The 15,350-nt window shown below is 73.0% G+C and carries 13 protein-coding genes and 1 pseudogene; 6 read left to right on the top strand and 8 right to left on the bottom strand.

Annotation, left to right across the window (positions count from 1 at the left end):
• Positions 1-5: 5 nt before the first annotated feature.
• A complete protein-coding gene (locus ACFY8W_RS11885) occupies positions 6-917 on the bottom strand; it encodes a M48 family metalloprotease (RefSeq protein WP_391103339.1) in 912 nt (303 codons plus the stop codon).
• Between the two features lie 110 nt (positions 918-1,027).
• Positions 1,028-1,381: pseudogene (locus ACFY8W_RS11880) on the bottom strand (BlaI/MecI/CopY family transcriptional regulator); the annotation flags it as partial.
• A gap of 85 nt (positions 1,382-1,466) precedes the next feature.
• On the opposite strand from ACFY8W_RS11880, the gene ACFY8W_RS11875 reads away from it, so the two are divergent.
• A complete protein-coding gene (locus ACFY8W_RS11875) occupies positions 1,467-1,634 on the top strand; it encodes a hypothetical protein (RefSeq protein ID WP_391103338.1) in 168 nt (55 codons plus the stop codon).
• Between the two features lie 69 nt (positions 1,635-1,703).
• Here ACFY8W_RS11875 and ACFY8W_RS11870 read toward each other — a convergent pair whose 3' ends face one another.
• From ACFY8W_RS11870 to ACFY8W_RS11860, 3 genes are all read right to left on the bottom strand, one after another.
• A complete protein-coding gene (locus ACFY8W_RS11870) occupies positions 1,704-1,985 on the bottom strand; it encodes a metal-sensitive transcriptional regulator (protein ID WP_128981368.1) in 282 nt (93 codons plus the stop codon).
• Between the two features lie 44 nt (positions 1,986-2,029).
• Complete coding sequence (locus tag ACFY8W_RS11865) at positions 2,030-4,306, bottom strand: heavy metal translocating P-type ATPase (protein WP_391103336.1); 2,277 nt, start codon at positions 4,304-4,306, stop codon at positions 2,030-2,032.
• Positions 4,307-4,397: 91 nt separating this feature from the next.
• On the bottom strand, positions 4,398-4,688 hold the full coding sequence (locus tag ACFY8W_RS11860) for a cation transporter (RefSeq protein WP_391103334.1): 291 nt from the start codon (positions 4,686-4,688) through the stop codon (positions 4,398-4,400).
• A 197-nt stretch (positions 4,689-4,885) separates the two neighbouring features.
• On the opposite strand from ACFY8W_RS11860, the gene ACFY8W_RS11855 reads away from it, so the two are divergent.
• From ACFY8W_RS11855 to ACFY8W_RS11840, 4 genes are all read left to right on the top strand, one after another.
• Positions 4,886-5,869 carry a hypothetical protein gene (locus ACFY8W_RS11855; RefSeq protein ID WP_391103332.1) on the top strand — a complete coding sequence of 328 codons (984 nt, stop codon included), beginning with the start codon at positions 4,886-4,888 and terminating at the stop codon, positions 5,867-5,869.
• A gap of 59 nt (positions 5,870-5,928) precedes the next feature.
• The gene (locus ACFY8W_RS11850) at positions 5,929-6,627 is read left to right on the top strand and encodes a copper homeostasis protein CutC (protein ID WP_391103329.1); all 699 of its coding nucleotides are present in this window, start codon (positions 5,929-5,931) and stop codon (positions 6,625-6,627) included.
• 1,631 nt (positions 6,628-8,258) lie between these two features.
• Positions 8,259-9,047 carry a GNAT family N-acetyltransferase gene (locus ACFY8W_RS11845; RefSeq protein WP_391103326.1) on the top strand — a complete coding sequence of 263 codons (789 nt, stop codon included), beginning with the start codon at positions 8,259-8,261 and terminating at the stop codon, positions 9,045-9,047.
• A gap of 40 nt (positions 9,048-9,087) precedes the next feature.
• The gene (locus tag ACFY8W_RS11840) at positions 9,088-9,645 is read left to right on the top strand and encodes a GNAT family N-acetyltransferase (protein ID WP_391103324.1); all 558 of its coding nucleotides are present in this window, start codon (positions 9,088-9,090) and stop codon (positions 9,643-9,645) included.
• A 171-nt stretch (positions 9,646-9,816) separates the two neighbouring features.
• Here ACFY8W_RS11840 and ACFY8W_RS11835 read toward each other — a convergent pair whose 3' ends face one another.
• Both ACFY8W_RS11835 and ACFY8W_RS11830 read right to left on the bottom strand, forming a co-directional pair.
• The gene (locus tag ACFY8W_RS11835; RefSeq protein WP_391103322.1) at positions 9,817-10,650 is read right to left on the bottom strand and encodes a hypothetical protein; all 834 of its coding nucleotides are present in this window, start codon (positions 10,648-10,650) and stop codon (positions 9,817-9,819) included.
• Between the two features lie 335 nt (positions 10,651-10,985).
• Positions 10,986-11,807 (bottom strand): hypothetical protein, encoded by an 822-nt coding sequence (locus ACFY8W_RS11830; RefSeq protein WP_391103320.1) that lies wholly within the window; start codon positions 11,805-11,807, stop codon positions 10,986-10,988.
• 166 nt (positions 11,808-11,973) lie between these two features.
• Here ACFY8W_RS11830 and ACFY8W_RS11825 point away from each other — a divergent pair, with 166 nt between their 5' ends.
• Positions 11,974-12,867 carry a phosphotransferase gene (locus ACFY8W_RS11825; protein ID WP_391103318.1) on the top strand — a complete coding sequence of 298 codons (894 nt, stop codon included), beginning with the start codon at positions 11,974-11,976 and terminating at the stop codon, positions 12,865-12,867.
• 288 nt (positions 12,868-13,155) lie between these two features.
• Here the strand turns inward: ACFY8W_RS11825 and ACFY8W_RS11820 are convergent, their stop codons facing one another.
• Positions 13,156-15,198: a UvrD-helicase domain-containing protein gene (locus ACFY8W_RS11820; RefSeq protein ID WP_391103316.1), complete on the bottom strand. Its 2,043-nt coding sequence runs from the start codon at positions 15,196-15,198 to the stop codon at positions 13,156-13,158.
• Positions 15,199-15,350: the final 152 nt, after the last annotated feature.

Raw genomic sequence — 15,350 nt, 5'->3', positions numbered from 1 at the left:
AGTAATTAATTCGGGAACGAGCAGCAGGCGATGATCAGCGGTGCGGCCGCCAGACCGGCCGCCGCGATCGTCAGCAGTCCCCAGAACACCGGGTGCCCCACGCTGTGCGGGGCGAGGATGCGACGCATGCGCAGCGCCGCCGACGGGCCTCCGGCTCCGAAGGCCTCGCGCGGCGCCTTCCCGGAGGCGAGCGCGTACAGGGCGGTGGCCAGGGCGTCGCGCGAGCACCGGCGCAACGCCCGGTCGTCCGCGGCCATTTCGAGCAGGAGCGGCACCGCCGTACCGCCGTGCCGGGCGAGCGGGAGGTACGGGAAGACCGAGGCGAACGACTCCGCGGCGGCGACGAGCAGATGGTGCCGCCCCGAGATGTGCGCCCGCTCGTGCGCGAGGGCGGCGGCCAGCTGCGGCTCGGTGAGCGTGTCGATGGCGCCGGAGGAGACGACGATGCGGCGCGAACGGCCGGGCAGGCAGTACACGGCGGGCCGCTCGTGCTCCAGGACGGTGGCGCCGAGGCTTGCGTCGTACCGCCCGACCAGTCGCAGGGTCTCCGCGTGCCGGCTGCGCCGGCAGCGGGCCCGCAGCAGCGCGCGGACGAAACCGGTGACCGGGATCGCGAGCACGGCGAGGGCGACGCCGAGGGCCGTGTGCTCCAGCGGGCCCAGTTCGAGGAGCCGTCCGGGGGGCGGGAGGCGGAGCGCGAACAGGGCGTCGCTGAGGCGGTGGCCGGTCTTGCTGGGCAGGATCAGCTGGGCCGGGAGCAGGGCGGCCGAGCCGGCGAACAGCGCGCCGCTCGCGACCCACACCGCGAGCGCGAGCCGCGGCAACTGCTGGACCCAGCGGGCGCGCACGAGCAGCCAGGGGACGACGAAGCCGGTACAGAGAATCAGGCCGAGCGGGGGCAGGGCGTGGTGGTTCACGGGCGTCCGCCGCCTTCGCCGTAACAGCCGCCCTCGTCGTAGCCGCCGGTGTGGGTAAGGCCGCCGCCCTCGCCGTAGCCGCTGCTCTCGCCGCAGTCGCCGCCGGGTGCGCGGCGGGCGGTGCGCAGGGCCGCGTCGAGGGCGGCCATGTCCTCGTCGGAGATGGTCTCGACGAACCGCAGCAGCGCCGCGGGCCGGTCCTGGCTGTCGCCGAGTGCGTCCTGCATGAGGCCCGCGGTGTACTCCTCGCGGCTGCGAACGGGCTCGTACAGCCAGGCCCGGCCCGACTTCTCGCGGCGGAGCCAGCCCTTGCGGTGGAGTATGTCCGCGACCGTCATCACGGTCGTGTAGGCGACCCGGCGCCCCAGATTGATGTCGTCCACGATCTCGCGGACCGTCGCGGGCCGCTGCCAGGCCCACAGCCGGTCCATGATCTCGGCCTCCAGTTCTCCCAGCCGGCGCACGTGCATCCCCTCCCCGCTCACGGGCGGCTCATCGTACGGGCCGCCTCACCCGCTCAGGTATACCCCCCAGGGGTACGATGGCGGGATGACGACCCTCATGGCGACCCTCATGAAGAACCGCCCTTGTGCGAAGGTCTGCGTCCCCGGTCCGCCGGCTTCGGCGGAACTGGTGGTCCTCCGTCAGGTGCTCGGCCTCTGTCTTCGGCTGAGCGTCCGACTGACCGCTGACTGCCCTTCGCACAAGGGCGGCTGACTCTTTTCTCTTGTCACACGCGAAGTGCGTCAGGTCGGTTCTGGCCCGTGGAGCCGGGCTCCGCGGGCCTCAGGTTCTGATCAGGCGGGCGATCGCCTTCGACGCCTCGCCGACCTTGACCTTGGCCTGGTCCCCGCCGGCCTCGATGGCCTCCGTGACGCAGCAGCTGAGGTGCTCGTCCAGGAGGGCCACCGCGCAGGACTGGAGCGCCGCGTTGATGGCGGAGACCTGGGTCAGGACGTCGATGCAGTAGACGTCCTCGTCGACCATCCGCTGCACTCCCCGGACCTGGCCCTCGATGCGGCGCAGGCGTCTGATGATGTCTTCCTTGTGCTGTACGTAACCGGCCACGGCGGCCTCCTTGTCGGACAGTTACAGCAGGCGGTGGCGGACGGTCACTTGTCCGCGGCCTGGAAGCCGCGGAGGCGCAGGCTGTTGCCGACCACGAAGACCGAGGAGAAGGCCATCGCGGCGCCGGCGATCATCGGGTTGAGCAGTCCGGCCGCGGCGAGCGGCAGGGCGGCCACGTTGTAGGCGAAGGCCCAGAACAGGTTCGAGCGGATGGTGCCGAGGGTCTTGCGGGAGAGCCGGATGGCGTCGGCCGCGGCCCGCAGGTCGCCCCGTACGAGGGTCAGGTCGCCGGCCTCGATGGCCGCGTCCGTGCCGGTGCCCATCGCGAGGCCCAGGTCGGCCTGGGCGAGCGCGGCGGCGTCGTTGACGCCGTCGCCGACCATGGCGACCGAACGGCCCTCGCCCTGGAGGCGCTTGACCACGTCGACCTTGTCCTGCGGCATGACCTCGGCGATCACCTCGTCGATGCCGACCTCGGCGGCGACGGCCTCGGCGACGGCCTTGTTGTCGCCGGTGAGCAGGATCGGGGTCAGGCCGAGCGCGCGGAGCCGCCGGATGGCCTCGGCGCTGGTCTCCTTGATGGCGTCGGCGACCTCGAGGACCGCGCGGGCCTGGCCGTCCCAGGCGACCGCGATGGCGGTCTTGCCGGCCTTCTCGGCGGCGTCCTTGGCGGCCTTGAGCGACGGGGTGAGCTCCATCGCCCACTCGTGGAGCAGCTTCTCGCGGCCGACGAGGACGGCGTGTCCCTCGACGACGCCCTGGACGCCGAGTCCGGGGATGTTGGCGAAGTCCTCGGGCGTGGGCAGGGTGCCGACGCGGGCGGCGGCGCCGGTCGCGACGGCCTGGGCGATCGGGTGCTCGGAAGAGTGCTCCAGGGCGCCGGCGAGGCGCAGGACGTCGTTCTCGTCGGTGCCGGCGGCGGTGTGGACCTTGAGCAGGGTCATCCGGCCGGTGGTGACGGTGCCGGTCTTGTCCAGGACGATCGTGTCGACCTTGCGGGTGGTCTCCAGGACCTCGGGACCCTTGATGAGGATGCCGAGCTGGGCGCCGCGGCCGGTGCCGACCATGAGGGCGGTCGGGGTGGCGAGGCCCAGGGCGCACGGGCAGGCGATGATCAGGACGGCGACGGCCGCGGTGAAGGCGGCGGTGAGGCCCTGTCCCGTACCGAGCCAGAAGCCGAGGGTGCCGAGCGAGAGCGCGATGACGATCGGCACGAAGACGGCGGAGATCCTGTCGGCGAGGCGCTGGGCGGCGGCCTTGCCGTTCTGGGCGTCCTCGACGAGCTTGGCCATGCGGGCGAGCTGGGTGTCGGCGCCGACGCGGGTGGCCTCGACGACCAGACGGCCGCCGGCGTTCAGGGTGGCGCCGGTGACGGAGTCGCCGACGGAGACCTCGACGGGCACGGACTCGCCGGTGAGCATGGAGGCGTCGACGGCGGAGGAGCCCTCGACGACCGTGCCGTCGGTGGCGATCTTCTCGCCCGGGCGGACCAGGAAGCGGTCGCCGACCTGGAGTTCGGCGGTCGGGACGGTGATCTCCTGGCCGTTCTTGAGGACGGTCACCTCCTTCGCGCCCAGCTGCATCAGCGCCTTGAGCGCGGCGCCCGCCTTGCGCTTCGAGCGGGCCTCGAAGTAGCGGCCGGCCAGGATGAAGGCGGTGACGCCGGCCGCGGCCTCCAGATAGATGTTCCCGGCGCCGTCGGTGCGGGCGATGGTGAACTCGAAGGGGTGGGTCATGCCGGGCGTGCCGGCGGTACCGAAGAACAGCGCCCACAGCGACCACAGGAACGCGGCGATGGTGCCGACCGAGATCAGCGTGTCCATCGTGGCGGCGCCGTGCCTGGCGTTCGTCCAGGCGGCCTTGTGGAAGGGCCACGCGGCGTACGTGACGACCGGCGCGGCGAGCGTGAGGCTCAGCCACTGCCAGTACTCGATCTGGAGGGCCGGGACCATCGCCATGGCGATGACGGGTACGGCGAGGGCGACGGCGGTGACGAGCCGCTGCTTGAGCGGCCGCAGCTCGGCGTCGGCCTTCTCCTCGTCGGAGGGACCGCTGCCACCGTCGCCGGAGGCGGCCGCGGCCGGGCGCTCGGGCTCCGGCTCCTTGGCGGTGTAGCCGGTGGCCTCGACGGTGGCGATGAGCTCGGCGACGTCGATGTCGGCGTCGAACGTGACCTTCGCCTTCTCGGTCGCGTAGTTGACGGTGGCCTCGACCCCGTCCATGCGGTTGAGCTTCTTCTCGATACGTGCCGCGCACGAGGCGCAGGTCATGCCGCCGATGGCGAGCTCGACCTGGGCGGTGCCGGGGGTCGTCGTGGTCATGAGGTCTGCTCCTCGGTACGTGTGACGGGTCGGGGGCCGGGGCCCGGGCGTGGTGGGCGAGCCCCGGCGGCCGGTTGGCGCTCGGCGCCGGTCAGGCGCGGCCGGTCAGCTCGTAGCCCGCGTCGTCGACCGCCGCGGCGATCGCGGCGTCGTCCGGCGCGCCGCCGGTGGTGACGGTCACCAGACCGCCGGCGACGTCGACGTCCACGGAGACGACGCCGGCGAGCGCGCCGACGGAGTTGGTGATGGCGGTCTTGCAGTGGCCGCAGGTCATGCCGGAGACGGCGTAGACCGTGCTGGTGGTGTCGGCGACGGCGGTGGCCGTCGAGACCTCCACGGTGTTGGTGGAGCAGCTGTTGTCGGGGGTGCAGCAGGAACCCATGTCGTCCTCCATCGGTGGTGGCTCTCTCGATTCCGGATACCCTCGGGGGGTATCGGTGTGGATCCAATGTATACCCCCCTCCCGTATGCCGCGCAAGTGTCGATCCGACTTGACTTGATACCCCCCAGGGGTATGGTGAGGTGCATTGGAGCGCAACGGAAGCGCAACGGAGCCACCCCACGTACGGGAGAGCAGCCATGAACACCGGAGTGAAGATCACTGCCTTTGCCGCCGCGCTCGCCGCGACCTTCGGGACCGCGTACGGGGTCGGCAAGGGCATCGGACCGCTCGACGAGCCGAAGAAGGCCGAGCACGGCGGACACGCGGAGGCGGCGCCGAAGGGCGAGGGGGCCGCGGACGGCCACGCCGGCCACGCCGAGGGCGCGGCGAGCGCGCCCGCCGCCGGCGGCCTCCAGGTCTCCGAAGGCGGCTACACCCTCGCCCTGGACACCCCGACGCCCGCGCCCGGCAAGAGCACCCTCAAGTTCTCGATCAAGGACGCAGCCGGGAAGAAGGTCACCGCGTTCACCACGGAGCACGGCAAGGAGCTCCACTTCATCGTCGCCTCGCGCGACCTGACCGTCTTCCGCCACCTGCACCCGGTGAAGGGCGCGGACGGCACCTGGAGCGTGGCGGCGGACCTGCCTGCCGCGGGCGCCTACAAGGCCTTCGCCGACTTCAAGCCCGCGGTGAAGGGCGCGAAGGGCGTGACGCTGGGCGCGGACCTCTCCGTCCCGGGCGCGTACGCGCCGAAGCCGATGCCGCCGGTCGCGCCGACCGCCGACGTCGACGGCTACCAGGTCCGCCTCGGCGGCGCGCTGGACCCGGGCAAGGCGGGCGAGCTGCGCCTGACCGTCACCAAGGCGGGGAAGCCCGTCACGGACCTGGAGCCCTACCTCGGCGCGTACGGCCACCTGGTCGCGCTGCGCGACGGCGACCTGGCCTACCTCCACGTCCACCCGAACGAGGGCGGCCCCGGCCCCGACGTCTCCTTCACCGCGACGGCGCCGAGCTCGGGGACGTACCGCCTGTTCCTGGACTTCCAGCACGAGGGCAAGGTCCGCACGGCGGCCTTCACGGTCCGCGCGGGCGCGGCGGGCGGCGCGGCCCCGGCGACTTCCTCCGCCCCGGCCCCGGTGGACGAGGCGTCGCACGATGCGGGAGGCCACTCCCACGGCTAGTCTGGTCTCGAACATTGGACTAGACCTGTAGGCGTGCGAGCGGTGGAGGAACGGACTCGATGAGCAACCGTGCAGTGCTGGAGGTGATCGCCCTCGACGAGGAGGACGCGGTCGCTGCCCAGGCCGGTGGGGCGGATCGCCTGGAGCTGGTCACCGACATGGCGGCGGACGGACTCACCCCGTCCACGACCGGCTTCGCGGCGATCCGCGCCGCGGTGGACATCCCGCTGCGCGTGATGCTCAGGCTGACGGACGGCTTCGCGGCGGGCGACCCCGAACACGTCGCCGCGCTGGTGGACAGGGCCGCGGAACTGCGCGGGGCGGGCGCGACGGAATTCGTCCTCGGCTTCCTCACCCCTGACGGCGAGCCGGACCTGGTGGCGGTCGAGCGCCTGATCGCCGTCATCGACGGCTGCCGCTGGACCTTCCACCGGGCGATCGACCGCGCAGCCGACCGCGACGCCCTGCGCAAGCAGCTCGCCGACCTGCCGGGCCTCGACACGTACCTCACGGCGGGCGCCGCCACGGGCGTCGACGACGGCCTGGCCACCCTGAAGGCCGAGGCCGCCCGCGCCGGTGAACCCGGCTACGAGCCACAGATCCTCGTCGGCGGCGGCCTCCGCCTCGACCACCTCCCCGAACTCCGCGCCGCCGGCCTGGACGCCTTCCACATCGGAGGCGCGGCCCGCCCGAACGGCTGGACGGCCCCGGTGGCGGCGGAGGCCGTACGGACGTGGCGAGAGGCGCTGGACGAGTAGGGGGGCGGGGCGGGAAGTCGGGTCGCTGGGGTGGGAGGTCGTTGAGGTGGCGGGTTTCTGAGGTGGCGGGTTTCTGAGGTGGCGGTGGGCTGGGGGGCGTGTGGGCTTCTGGTGCGGCCGCCCTCTTTCCGAGTGTGGCTCCCTCCGCCACCGCCTCAAGGGCGCTCCCTTCGGTCGCGTCGCTGACGCGATTCCGCTTCGCTCCACCCTTGACCCGGTGGCTCCGGGAGCCTTTTCACACTCGGAGGGCGGCCGGGGCCCGGCCACGCGGACCGGCCCGGGTAGTCCGCCGCGCCGTGGGCGGGAGGCGGGCCGGTGGTGGGTGGGGTCCGGGTATCGCTCCGGTCGGTTGCGGCGGCGCGGGCCGGTGGGTGGGGGCTGGGTTTGTGGCCGGGGCGGGTGGGATTGCTTGTCTCGGTTTGGGGTGCGCGGACGTGGAATGGGGCGGCCCGGGCCGGCTCAGCGGCCAACTCCCGTCTTCCGATGGGGATTCATGCCCCGCTGGTCACTCCCGGTGGGTGGAGGAGGCCGGGGCGGTGGGTGGAGGGGGCTGGCCCGGCGGGTGAGGGGCGGGCGCGAGCAAAGTCCGTGATTCCCGCGCCGAGTAGTCCACCGGACCTGTCCCGCACGTCACACGAGCATCTGCTCGTCACACGGGTTCCCTTCCCTCACACCACAGGCCCCGGGATATCCAGCTTTTCCCGCAGAGGCGACGGGAATGCGGAGGGGAGGAGGCGAGCGATGCCACTGGAGTCACACGAGTCCCTCCCCGTCGCACCGGAGGTCAACCGGCGTGACGTGCAAGCCTGTTCGCGCACCTGTTCCGAGCAAACCGGGACGGAGACGGGCCAAGGTCGTCTCCCTCGTCACATCCGTTCTCTTCCGTCACATATCGGTTCGGGATCTGCGAGTTTGCTCGCGCCCCGGCCCCTCCACCCACCGGGCCGGCTCCTCCACCCTCCGGGCTGGCCCCCTCCACCCCCCGGGCCGGCCTCCTCCACCCCCGGGCTGGCCTCCTCCACCCACCGTGAGTGACCAGCGGGGCCTGAGTCCCGGCCATGTGAAGGTCGTTGGCCGCTGAGCCGGCCCGGGCCGCCCCATTCCACTTCCGCACCCCGAGCGGAGACAAGCAGTCCCACCCGCCCTGGCCACAAGCCCAGCCCCACCCCACCGGGAAGCAGATGCCCCCGGCGCGGAGCGATACCCGGCCCCACCCACCACCGGCCCGCCTCCCGCCCTCGGCGCGGCGGACTACCCGGGCCGGTCCGCGTGGCCGGGCCCCCGGCCGCCCTCCGAGTGTGAAAAGGCTCCCGGAGCCACCGGGTCAAGGGTGGCCGCAGGCCATCGCGAAGCGACGCGACCGAAGGGAGCGCCCTTGACCCGGTGGTGGAGGGAGCCACACTCGGAAAGAGGGCGGCCGCACCAGAAGCCCTCCTGCCCCTCAGCCCACCGCCACCTCAGAAACCCGCGCCCCAAGGCCCCGGCACCGGCGCGCTTCGAGGTGTCACCGGTGCTTCCCGCCCAGCCCGTACCGCCTCCGCCGCTGTCGGTGGTGCCGGCGCCGATTGGCCCGGTCGGTTCGCAGGCAATTGGCCCGTGTAGCAGGCCAATTGCGCACTACCGTAGGCGCAATGACAACGAGCTCCCCTTCTGCCGGACAGTCCGCGTCCGCGTCCGCGTCCGTGTCCTTGGCCGATGCGCCGATGCGGCAGGCCCGCAACTCCGCCGCCTTCTGGGCCGCTACCGGACGCAGCCGCGGGCATGAAGTGGTCCGGCGACGGGGATTCCTCGCGGTCGACGGCGGCGAGCGTGCCGGTCTGCGGATCCTGGTCCAGGAGCCCGACCTCGACCCCGGCGAAGTGGCCGAGTTGAGCGAGCTGGCCCACCGGGCCGCCGGCCCGGTGAACGTCGAGGACCCGTTCGGCTCGACCGACCTGAGCCACCTGGGCATGCGCAACTGGCAGATGCCTGTCATGCTGCGCCTGCCCGGCCCCGTCGCCGAACCGGCGCTGGACGTGATCAGGGTGCAGCGGCCGGAGGACCTCCGGACGGCCGAGCGGATCGTGATCGAGGGCTTCGAGCTGGCCGGGTTCGAGCCCTACCGCCCCGGCGAGCTGTTCCCGATGGCGCTGATCGGGCAGCCCGGCGTGGACGTGTTCGTGGCCCTGCACGACGGCGCGGCCGCGGGAGCCTGCGTCAGCGTCGTGGACGACGGCGTCGGCAGCCACTACTGGGTCGCCACGTCGACGGCGTTCCGGTCGCGTGGCGTGGGGCGGGCCGTCATGCTCGGCGCCCTCGCCCATCTGGCGGACCTGCCGGTCACGCTCACCGCCTCGAAGCTGGGCAGGCCGCTGTACGAGTCGCTGGGTTACGCCGTCGCGGCGCCCTCGACCTGGTGGGCCTCTCCTCGGAAGGATTAACCGGTCGACGGCGCCCCGTCCCGTCCGGTTCGCTGGAGGCATGGGTGAGTGTGAGCGCGAGCTGAGGACCGAACGGCTGCTGTTGCGGCCGTGGCGGGAGGACGACCTGGAGCCGTGGGCGGCGATGAACGCCGATCCCGAGATCCGGGAGCATCTGGGAGAGCTGCTCGGCCGGACGGAGAGCGATGCCACGGTGGCGCTGATGCGGGCGGAGTTCGCGGAGCGCGGGTTCGGGTGGTGGGCGCTGGAGTCGCTGGAGACCGGGGAGTTCCTGGGGCGCGCCGGGCTGGACCGGGTGGGGGACGAGCTGCCGTACGGCGGGGTCGACGTCGGGTGGCGGCTGAAGCGGGCGGCGTGGGGGCGCGGGTACGCGACGGAGGCGGGGCGGGCCTGCCTGGGGTTCGGGTTCGACGTGCTCGGGCTGGAGGAGATCGTCGCGTCCACGACCGTCCGCAACCTGCGGTCCCAGGCGGTGATGCGGCGGCTCGGCATGACCCGGGACCCGGCCGACGACTTCGAGGACCCGTTCGCGCCGGAGGGGCCGCTCCGGGCCTGCGTGCTGTATCGCATCCGGCGGGAGCAGCCCATTGCGCCGTAGGCGGATGGCGGGCCGCGGTGGATGGGGCCGGGTATCGCTCCGGACGGATCCGACAGTGGCGGGCCGGTGCGTGGGGCTCGGTTCGCGGCGGGAATGAGCGGGACGCCTTCCCTTGGTCCGCTGTTCCCCTGAAGACACGGCTGAGGTCGATGCGCCTCGAGCGGGCGCTTCTCAGATCAGGCTGTCGAACTCGCCGAGGAAGGCGGCGACCACCGCTGCGACGGCTCCGCCGGCGAAGAGGAGGCCGATGCCGAGGACGAAGACGGCCAGGAGGGCCTCCCGGATCCGCCGGCCCCGCGACTGCAGCGGAAGCACGCGGCCGGGGTCGCGTGGGTCGTACGCCGCCTCGATGCTCCAGGTCGGGATGGAGTGCCGCACGGTGCGGATCACGCCGCCCGGATCCGTGTACGCGTACAGGCCGGACCGGTCCTGGAGCCGGATGGCGGCCGTCCGGACGCCGTGCTTCCGCAGGTACCGCTCCTCGACCGGTGCGTAGGCCAGGTACGCGCCGAACGCGAGGATCGGTATCCCGATGAAGCTGAACGGAATGATGATGACCATGGCGGCCGGGCTTCCCGTGAAGCCCACGAGCACGCATGAGCCGATGGCCACGAGGGTCGCGACGAGCGCGCCGCGCTTCATCCCGCGAAGCCAGTTCCGGTAGCTCGGCTGGTACAGGCGCTCGCCGGAGACGAGGTCCGCGCCGTCGATCGCCTCCGTCCCCTCGGTCCGCTCCGGCAGGGCCGCGTTGACGGCGTCGGCGAAGGCGACGGCGGACGCAGCGTCCACCACGTCCCAGATCCGGTGGACGTGCGTCCTCTCCGTGGTCGGCGCGGCGGTCAGCTCGATCGTGACGGACTGCCCCTCGGCGAGTACACGGCTGACAGCCTGCAGCGGGATGTGCGTCTGCTCGTGCGGACGGCGCACGATCAGCGCCTCGTTCTCCACGAGCGCGACGGTTTCCCTGCCGGCGTGAAGAACGGGTATGGGAGAAGTGATCGACATGTGCGTGATGGTAGGCGCGGAGGTCGACGACCGGGAGCCCTCTGGCGCACGGTCGGTCAGCGGCCGTCCACGGCCGTCCGTTCGGGACTGACGGGCCGCCGGTGACGGCCGGTGGATGGAGAGGGACCGGTCGCGATGCGAAGTCCCCGCCTCGCTCCCCTGTCTCACGTCCCCCGTCCCCCGCCTGAAGTCCCCTGCCTGACGTCCCCCGCCTGACGTCCCGGCCTGAAGTCCCCTGCCTGGCGTCCCCCGCCCCGTGTCCCGCCTGGCGTCCCCCGCCCCGTGTGCCCGCCTGACGTCCCTCGCCTGACGTCCCCCGCCTCCCGTCCTCCGTCTCACGTTCCCAGTCGTGCGCCCGTCGGGTCGCACGGGAGGGGGCGGCCCGGGTGGTCGGCCCTGAAGTCCTCGGCGATGTCGGCGGCCGTTTCCGACATGGTCTCGCTCGTGATGCGGATCTGGCCCGAGAACGGCTTGTCGATGTCCTCGATCAGGAGCAGTGCCCCGGTGAACAGGCCCGCCAGGACGACCAGCAGGACGTAGTGGGACGGGCCGCGACGGCGGGGCAGTCCGAAGGCGAAGGCGCCGATCGTCGCGGCCAGGGAGAGCACCATGAACCAGTAGACGACCGCCGGGATGGCCGGCATGGCCTCCGACAACCGGGTCTGGCGGGCCACGGAACGCTCGTCGTCGGCCTGCACCAGGAGCTCGAAGGTGTTGCTGTCCCGCTGCGCCAGCTCCTTGAAATGGCGGCGGAAGTCCGAGGACCAGACGGATGCCTGGGGTGCCTTCTCGCCCGTGTCCGTCATCATCGGCCACTCGTAGGACATGATCGCCCGCGCGTAGCAGACCGCGTCGGCCTGGACGCCCTCGCGCTGCGGCTCGGGCGCGTAGTCGGCGACCTCGTACAGCTGGTCCACCCGATGGGCCTCCGCGCCCACGGCGGTGCCGGCCGCGCCGTACGACTCGGCCGCCACCACGATCACGAAGGCCACGAGCAGCACGGCCAGCGTCTCCAGCGGGCTGATCAGGTCGCTGACCGAGGCCTCCTCGCCGTCCCCGTCGCCGTCGGGATCGGCGCGGCGGCGGCGCATGCGGTTGGCGAACAGGCCGGCCGCGAGCGCGGCCAGCATGATGACGACGGTGATGGTGGTGAGCATGAGTGCGGCCCTCGGCCCCCTGTAGGCGGTCGATCCGTGTTCCCGTCGTCAGCCCACCACGCCTGCCGCACCCGGGCACGTCGAGGCTGCGCCGCCTGGCCCACCGCGGCGGCCGCGGGCGAAACTCCGTGGCGGCCTCGCCGCCGCCCGCCGTAGCCTCGCGCGCATGCAGCCGCAGACCCGCCTCGACGAGGATCTCGTACGCCGCCTCATCAGCACCCAGTTCCCCGAGTGGGCCGGGCTTCCCGTACGGGAGGTCGCCTCGGCCGGGACCGACAACGCGATGTTCCGGCTCGGCGAGGAGTTCGCCGTGAGGCTGCCGAAGGCCGAGTGGGCCCTCGGGCAGGTGGAGAAGGAGCAGCGCTGGCTGCCCCGGCTCGCGCCGGCGCTGCCGCTCGACGTGCCCGTACCGGTCGCCCTCGGCGTGCCGGGAGAGGGCTTCGGGCAGCCCTGGTCGGTGTACGCGTGGCTGGACGGCCGGGACGCCTTCGACGCGCCGATCACCGATCTGGCCCACGCAGCCGAGGAGTTGGGGCGCTTCGGGGTCGCCCTGCGGGGAGCGGACGCCACCGGCGGGCCCACCTCCTTCCGGGGCGGTCCGGTGACCGACTGGGAGCAGGGCGCCATGGCGGGAGCCCTGCGCGACCTCGGCGCCGACGGCACCCTCGACGGCGAACTCGCCACCGCCGCCTGGGAGTCGGTACTCCGGCTGCCGGCGTACGAGGGCGAGCCCGTGTGGGTGCACGGGGACCTGCTGCCCGGGAACCTGCTCACCCGCGACGGGCGGCTCAGCGCCGTCATCGACTTCGGCGGCCTCGGCACCGGCGACCCGGCCTGCGACATGATGGCCGCCTGGACCCTCTTCACGCCCGGGACCCGGCCCCTGTTCCGCGAGGCGGCCCGGGCCGACGGCGCGACCTGGGCGCGCGGGCGGGGCTGGGCCCTGTGCTGGGGCATCGTGACCGAGCACTACTACCGCGAGAAGAACCCGGTCCTCGCCTCCGTCGCCCACCGCTCGTGGTCGCAGGCCCTGTCCGAGTACGCGGAGATCCTGGCCTAGGAGCCCGCCCACCCCCGGCCGATGGCGCCATCGGTCCGCCGGGTCCGGTTCGCGCCGCCGGGTCTTCCGGGTCGGTTCGAACCGTCAGGGCCGGCAGGGGAAGTTCGAGCCGTCGGGGTCGCCCGGCGGATCGAGCGATCGGTCCGCCGGTCCGGTTCGAGCGATCGGGTCCGCCGGGTCCGGTTCGGGCCGTCGGTTCACCAGGCCCGGCGAGCCATCGGCGCCCGCCCCGCCCGGGCCGCCCGGCGAACCATCGGCGCCCGCCCCGCCCGGTCCCTCCGACCCCGCCTAGGCCGTCAGCTGGCCCGGCAGGTCGGCCGAGTGGACGACCGTCAGGCCCGACACCGCACGCGTCAGCGCCACGTACAGGCGTCGCAGGCCGGTGCGCTCGTCCGGTTCGCCGTCGACGACGGCGGCCGGCTCGTCCAGGACCACGTAGTCGTACTCCAGGCCCTTCGCCAGCGAGGCCGGGACCAGGGTCAGGCGGGACTCGGCCGTCGTCTCCTCGCCGGGGGAGAGGTGGGTCAGGCCGGCGGCCGCCAGGGCCTCCGCCAGCGGGGCGATGCGGGCGTCGGCGGCGATCAGGCCGATCGAGCCCTCGTGCGTCAGGGCGTCGAGGCAGGCCGCGATCACGTCCGTGTCCAGCGTCTCCGGCTCCGACCGGCGGACCTCCAGCGAACCCGGGTTCTCACGGACCGACTCCACCGGCGCCAGGCCCGGCGACATGTGCGGCAGCAGCCGAGAGGCGTACGCGATGACCTCGCGCGGCACGCGGAAGCCGGCGGTCAGCTCCTCCACGACCGCGTCGGGCTTGCCCAGGTGCGCGAGCGCCTGCGCCCAGCTCTCCGTCGCCCACGGCGTGGTGCCCTGCGCCAGGTCGCCGAGGACCGTGGCCGAGCCGGTGGTGCAGCGGCGGCCCACCGCCCGGTACTGCATGGGAGAGAGGTCCTGTGCCTCGTCGACCACCACGTGGCCGAGCGAGTGGGTGCGCTCCACCAGGTCCGTCGCCTCGTCGACGAGGACCGCGTCCGCCGCCGACCACTTGGCCGTCTTCACGCTGCGGGCCGGCTTCGCCCACAGCAGCAGCTTCTGCTCGTCCTCGTCGAGGATGCCCGCCGCGTGCTCGGCGAGGAAGTCCGGGTCGCCCAGCAGGCGCAGGACCAGCTTCGCCGGGTCGACCGCGGGCCAGCACTCCTTCACGACCGCCTTGACCGCGGCGTTGCGGGCGACCGCGTTCTGCACCCGGTCGTCGGGCGCCTCGCCGGCCTGCTCCATCCGTACGAGCACGGCGTGCGCGATGCGCTGGGGCAGGGCCTCGCGGGCGGCCCCGTAACGGATGTCACGGTCCGTCAGCTCGCGGACGATCTCCTCCAGTTCGTACGCGGGGACGCGCCAGCGCCGCGAGCCGCGCACGACCATGAGCGGCTCGGTGGGCAGCGTGACGTGCGACCAGACGGCCCGCCGGAGCACCTCCGCCATCCGGGCGTCGCCCTTGACGACGGCGGTCGCCGCCTCGTCCGTGCCGCGCACCTCGACGTGGGCGACGAGGTCGTCGACCGTCGCCTGCTTCACCTCCAGCTCGCCGAGCGCGGGCAGGACCTGCTCGATGTAGTGGAGGAAGGAACGGTTCGGCCCGATGACGAGCGTGCCGGTGCGGGCCAGCCGCTCCCGGTGCGCGTAGAGGAGGTACGCGACGCGGTGCAGACCGACGGCGGTCTTTCCGGTGCCGGGGCCGCCCTGCACGCACACCGTGCCGGACAGGTCGGAGCGGACGATCTCGTCCTGCTCGGGCTGGATGGTCGCGACGATGTCGCGCATGGGTCCGACGCGGGGCCGCTCGATCTCCGCCTGGAGCAGACGGCTGGTCCGCTCCAGCTCGGCCGGGTCGGAGAGGTGCTCGTCCTCGTACGCGGTGAGGTCGCCGCCCGTGTACCCGAAGCGCCGGCGGAGGCCGACGTCCTGCGGGTTCTGCTTCGACGCCTGGTAGTACGGCTGCGAGACCGGCGCACGCCAGTCGATCACCATCGGGTCGCCGTCGGCGTCGTGGACGTGCCGCCGGCCGATGTAGAAGCGCTGGCCCTCCTGCGTGGTGTGCAGGTAGTCGAGGCGGCCGAAGAAGAGCGGCGTGTCGGAGAGGTCGGCGAGGGCCTTGATGCGGTCCTCGATCTGCCGCTCCAGGACGGCGGCGTTGACCCAGTTCGCGGTGACGTCCTTGATGTCGAGCGACTCCACGTCCTCGCGCATGGCGCGCAGGGCGGCGCGGGACGCGGTGAGGTGGGCGCGCTCGCGCGCGAGCGGGTCGTCGGCGGACAGCGCGGACGGTGCGGACACGGTGAAGCCTCCGGGTCGGGTACGCGGACACGTCAGGTGGCCGCCGGTTTCCGACCGGGCGGCGGCTCTCCACGTACGGAGCCGAACGGGAGGCGGGGAAGCTGGCGAGTGTACGCCGTCGCCGGAGGGGACGCGAATGGTTTTCTCCCGCG

The organism is Streptomyces sp. NPDC012637 (assembly GCF_042954805.1).
Classification (GTDB): domain Bacteria; phylum Actinomycetota; class Actinomycetes; order Streptomycetales; family Streptomycetaceae; genus Streptomyces.
The sequence above is the reverse complement of the archived record's forward strand: the minus strand, read 5'-3'. Positions and strand labels throughout refer to the sequence as shown.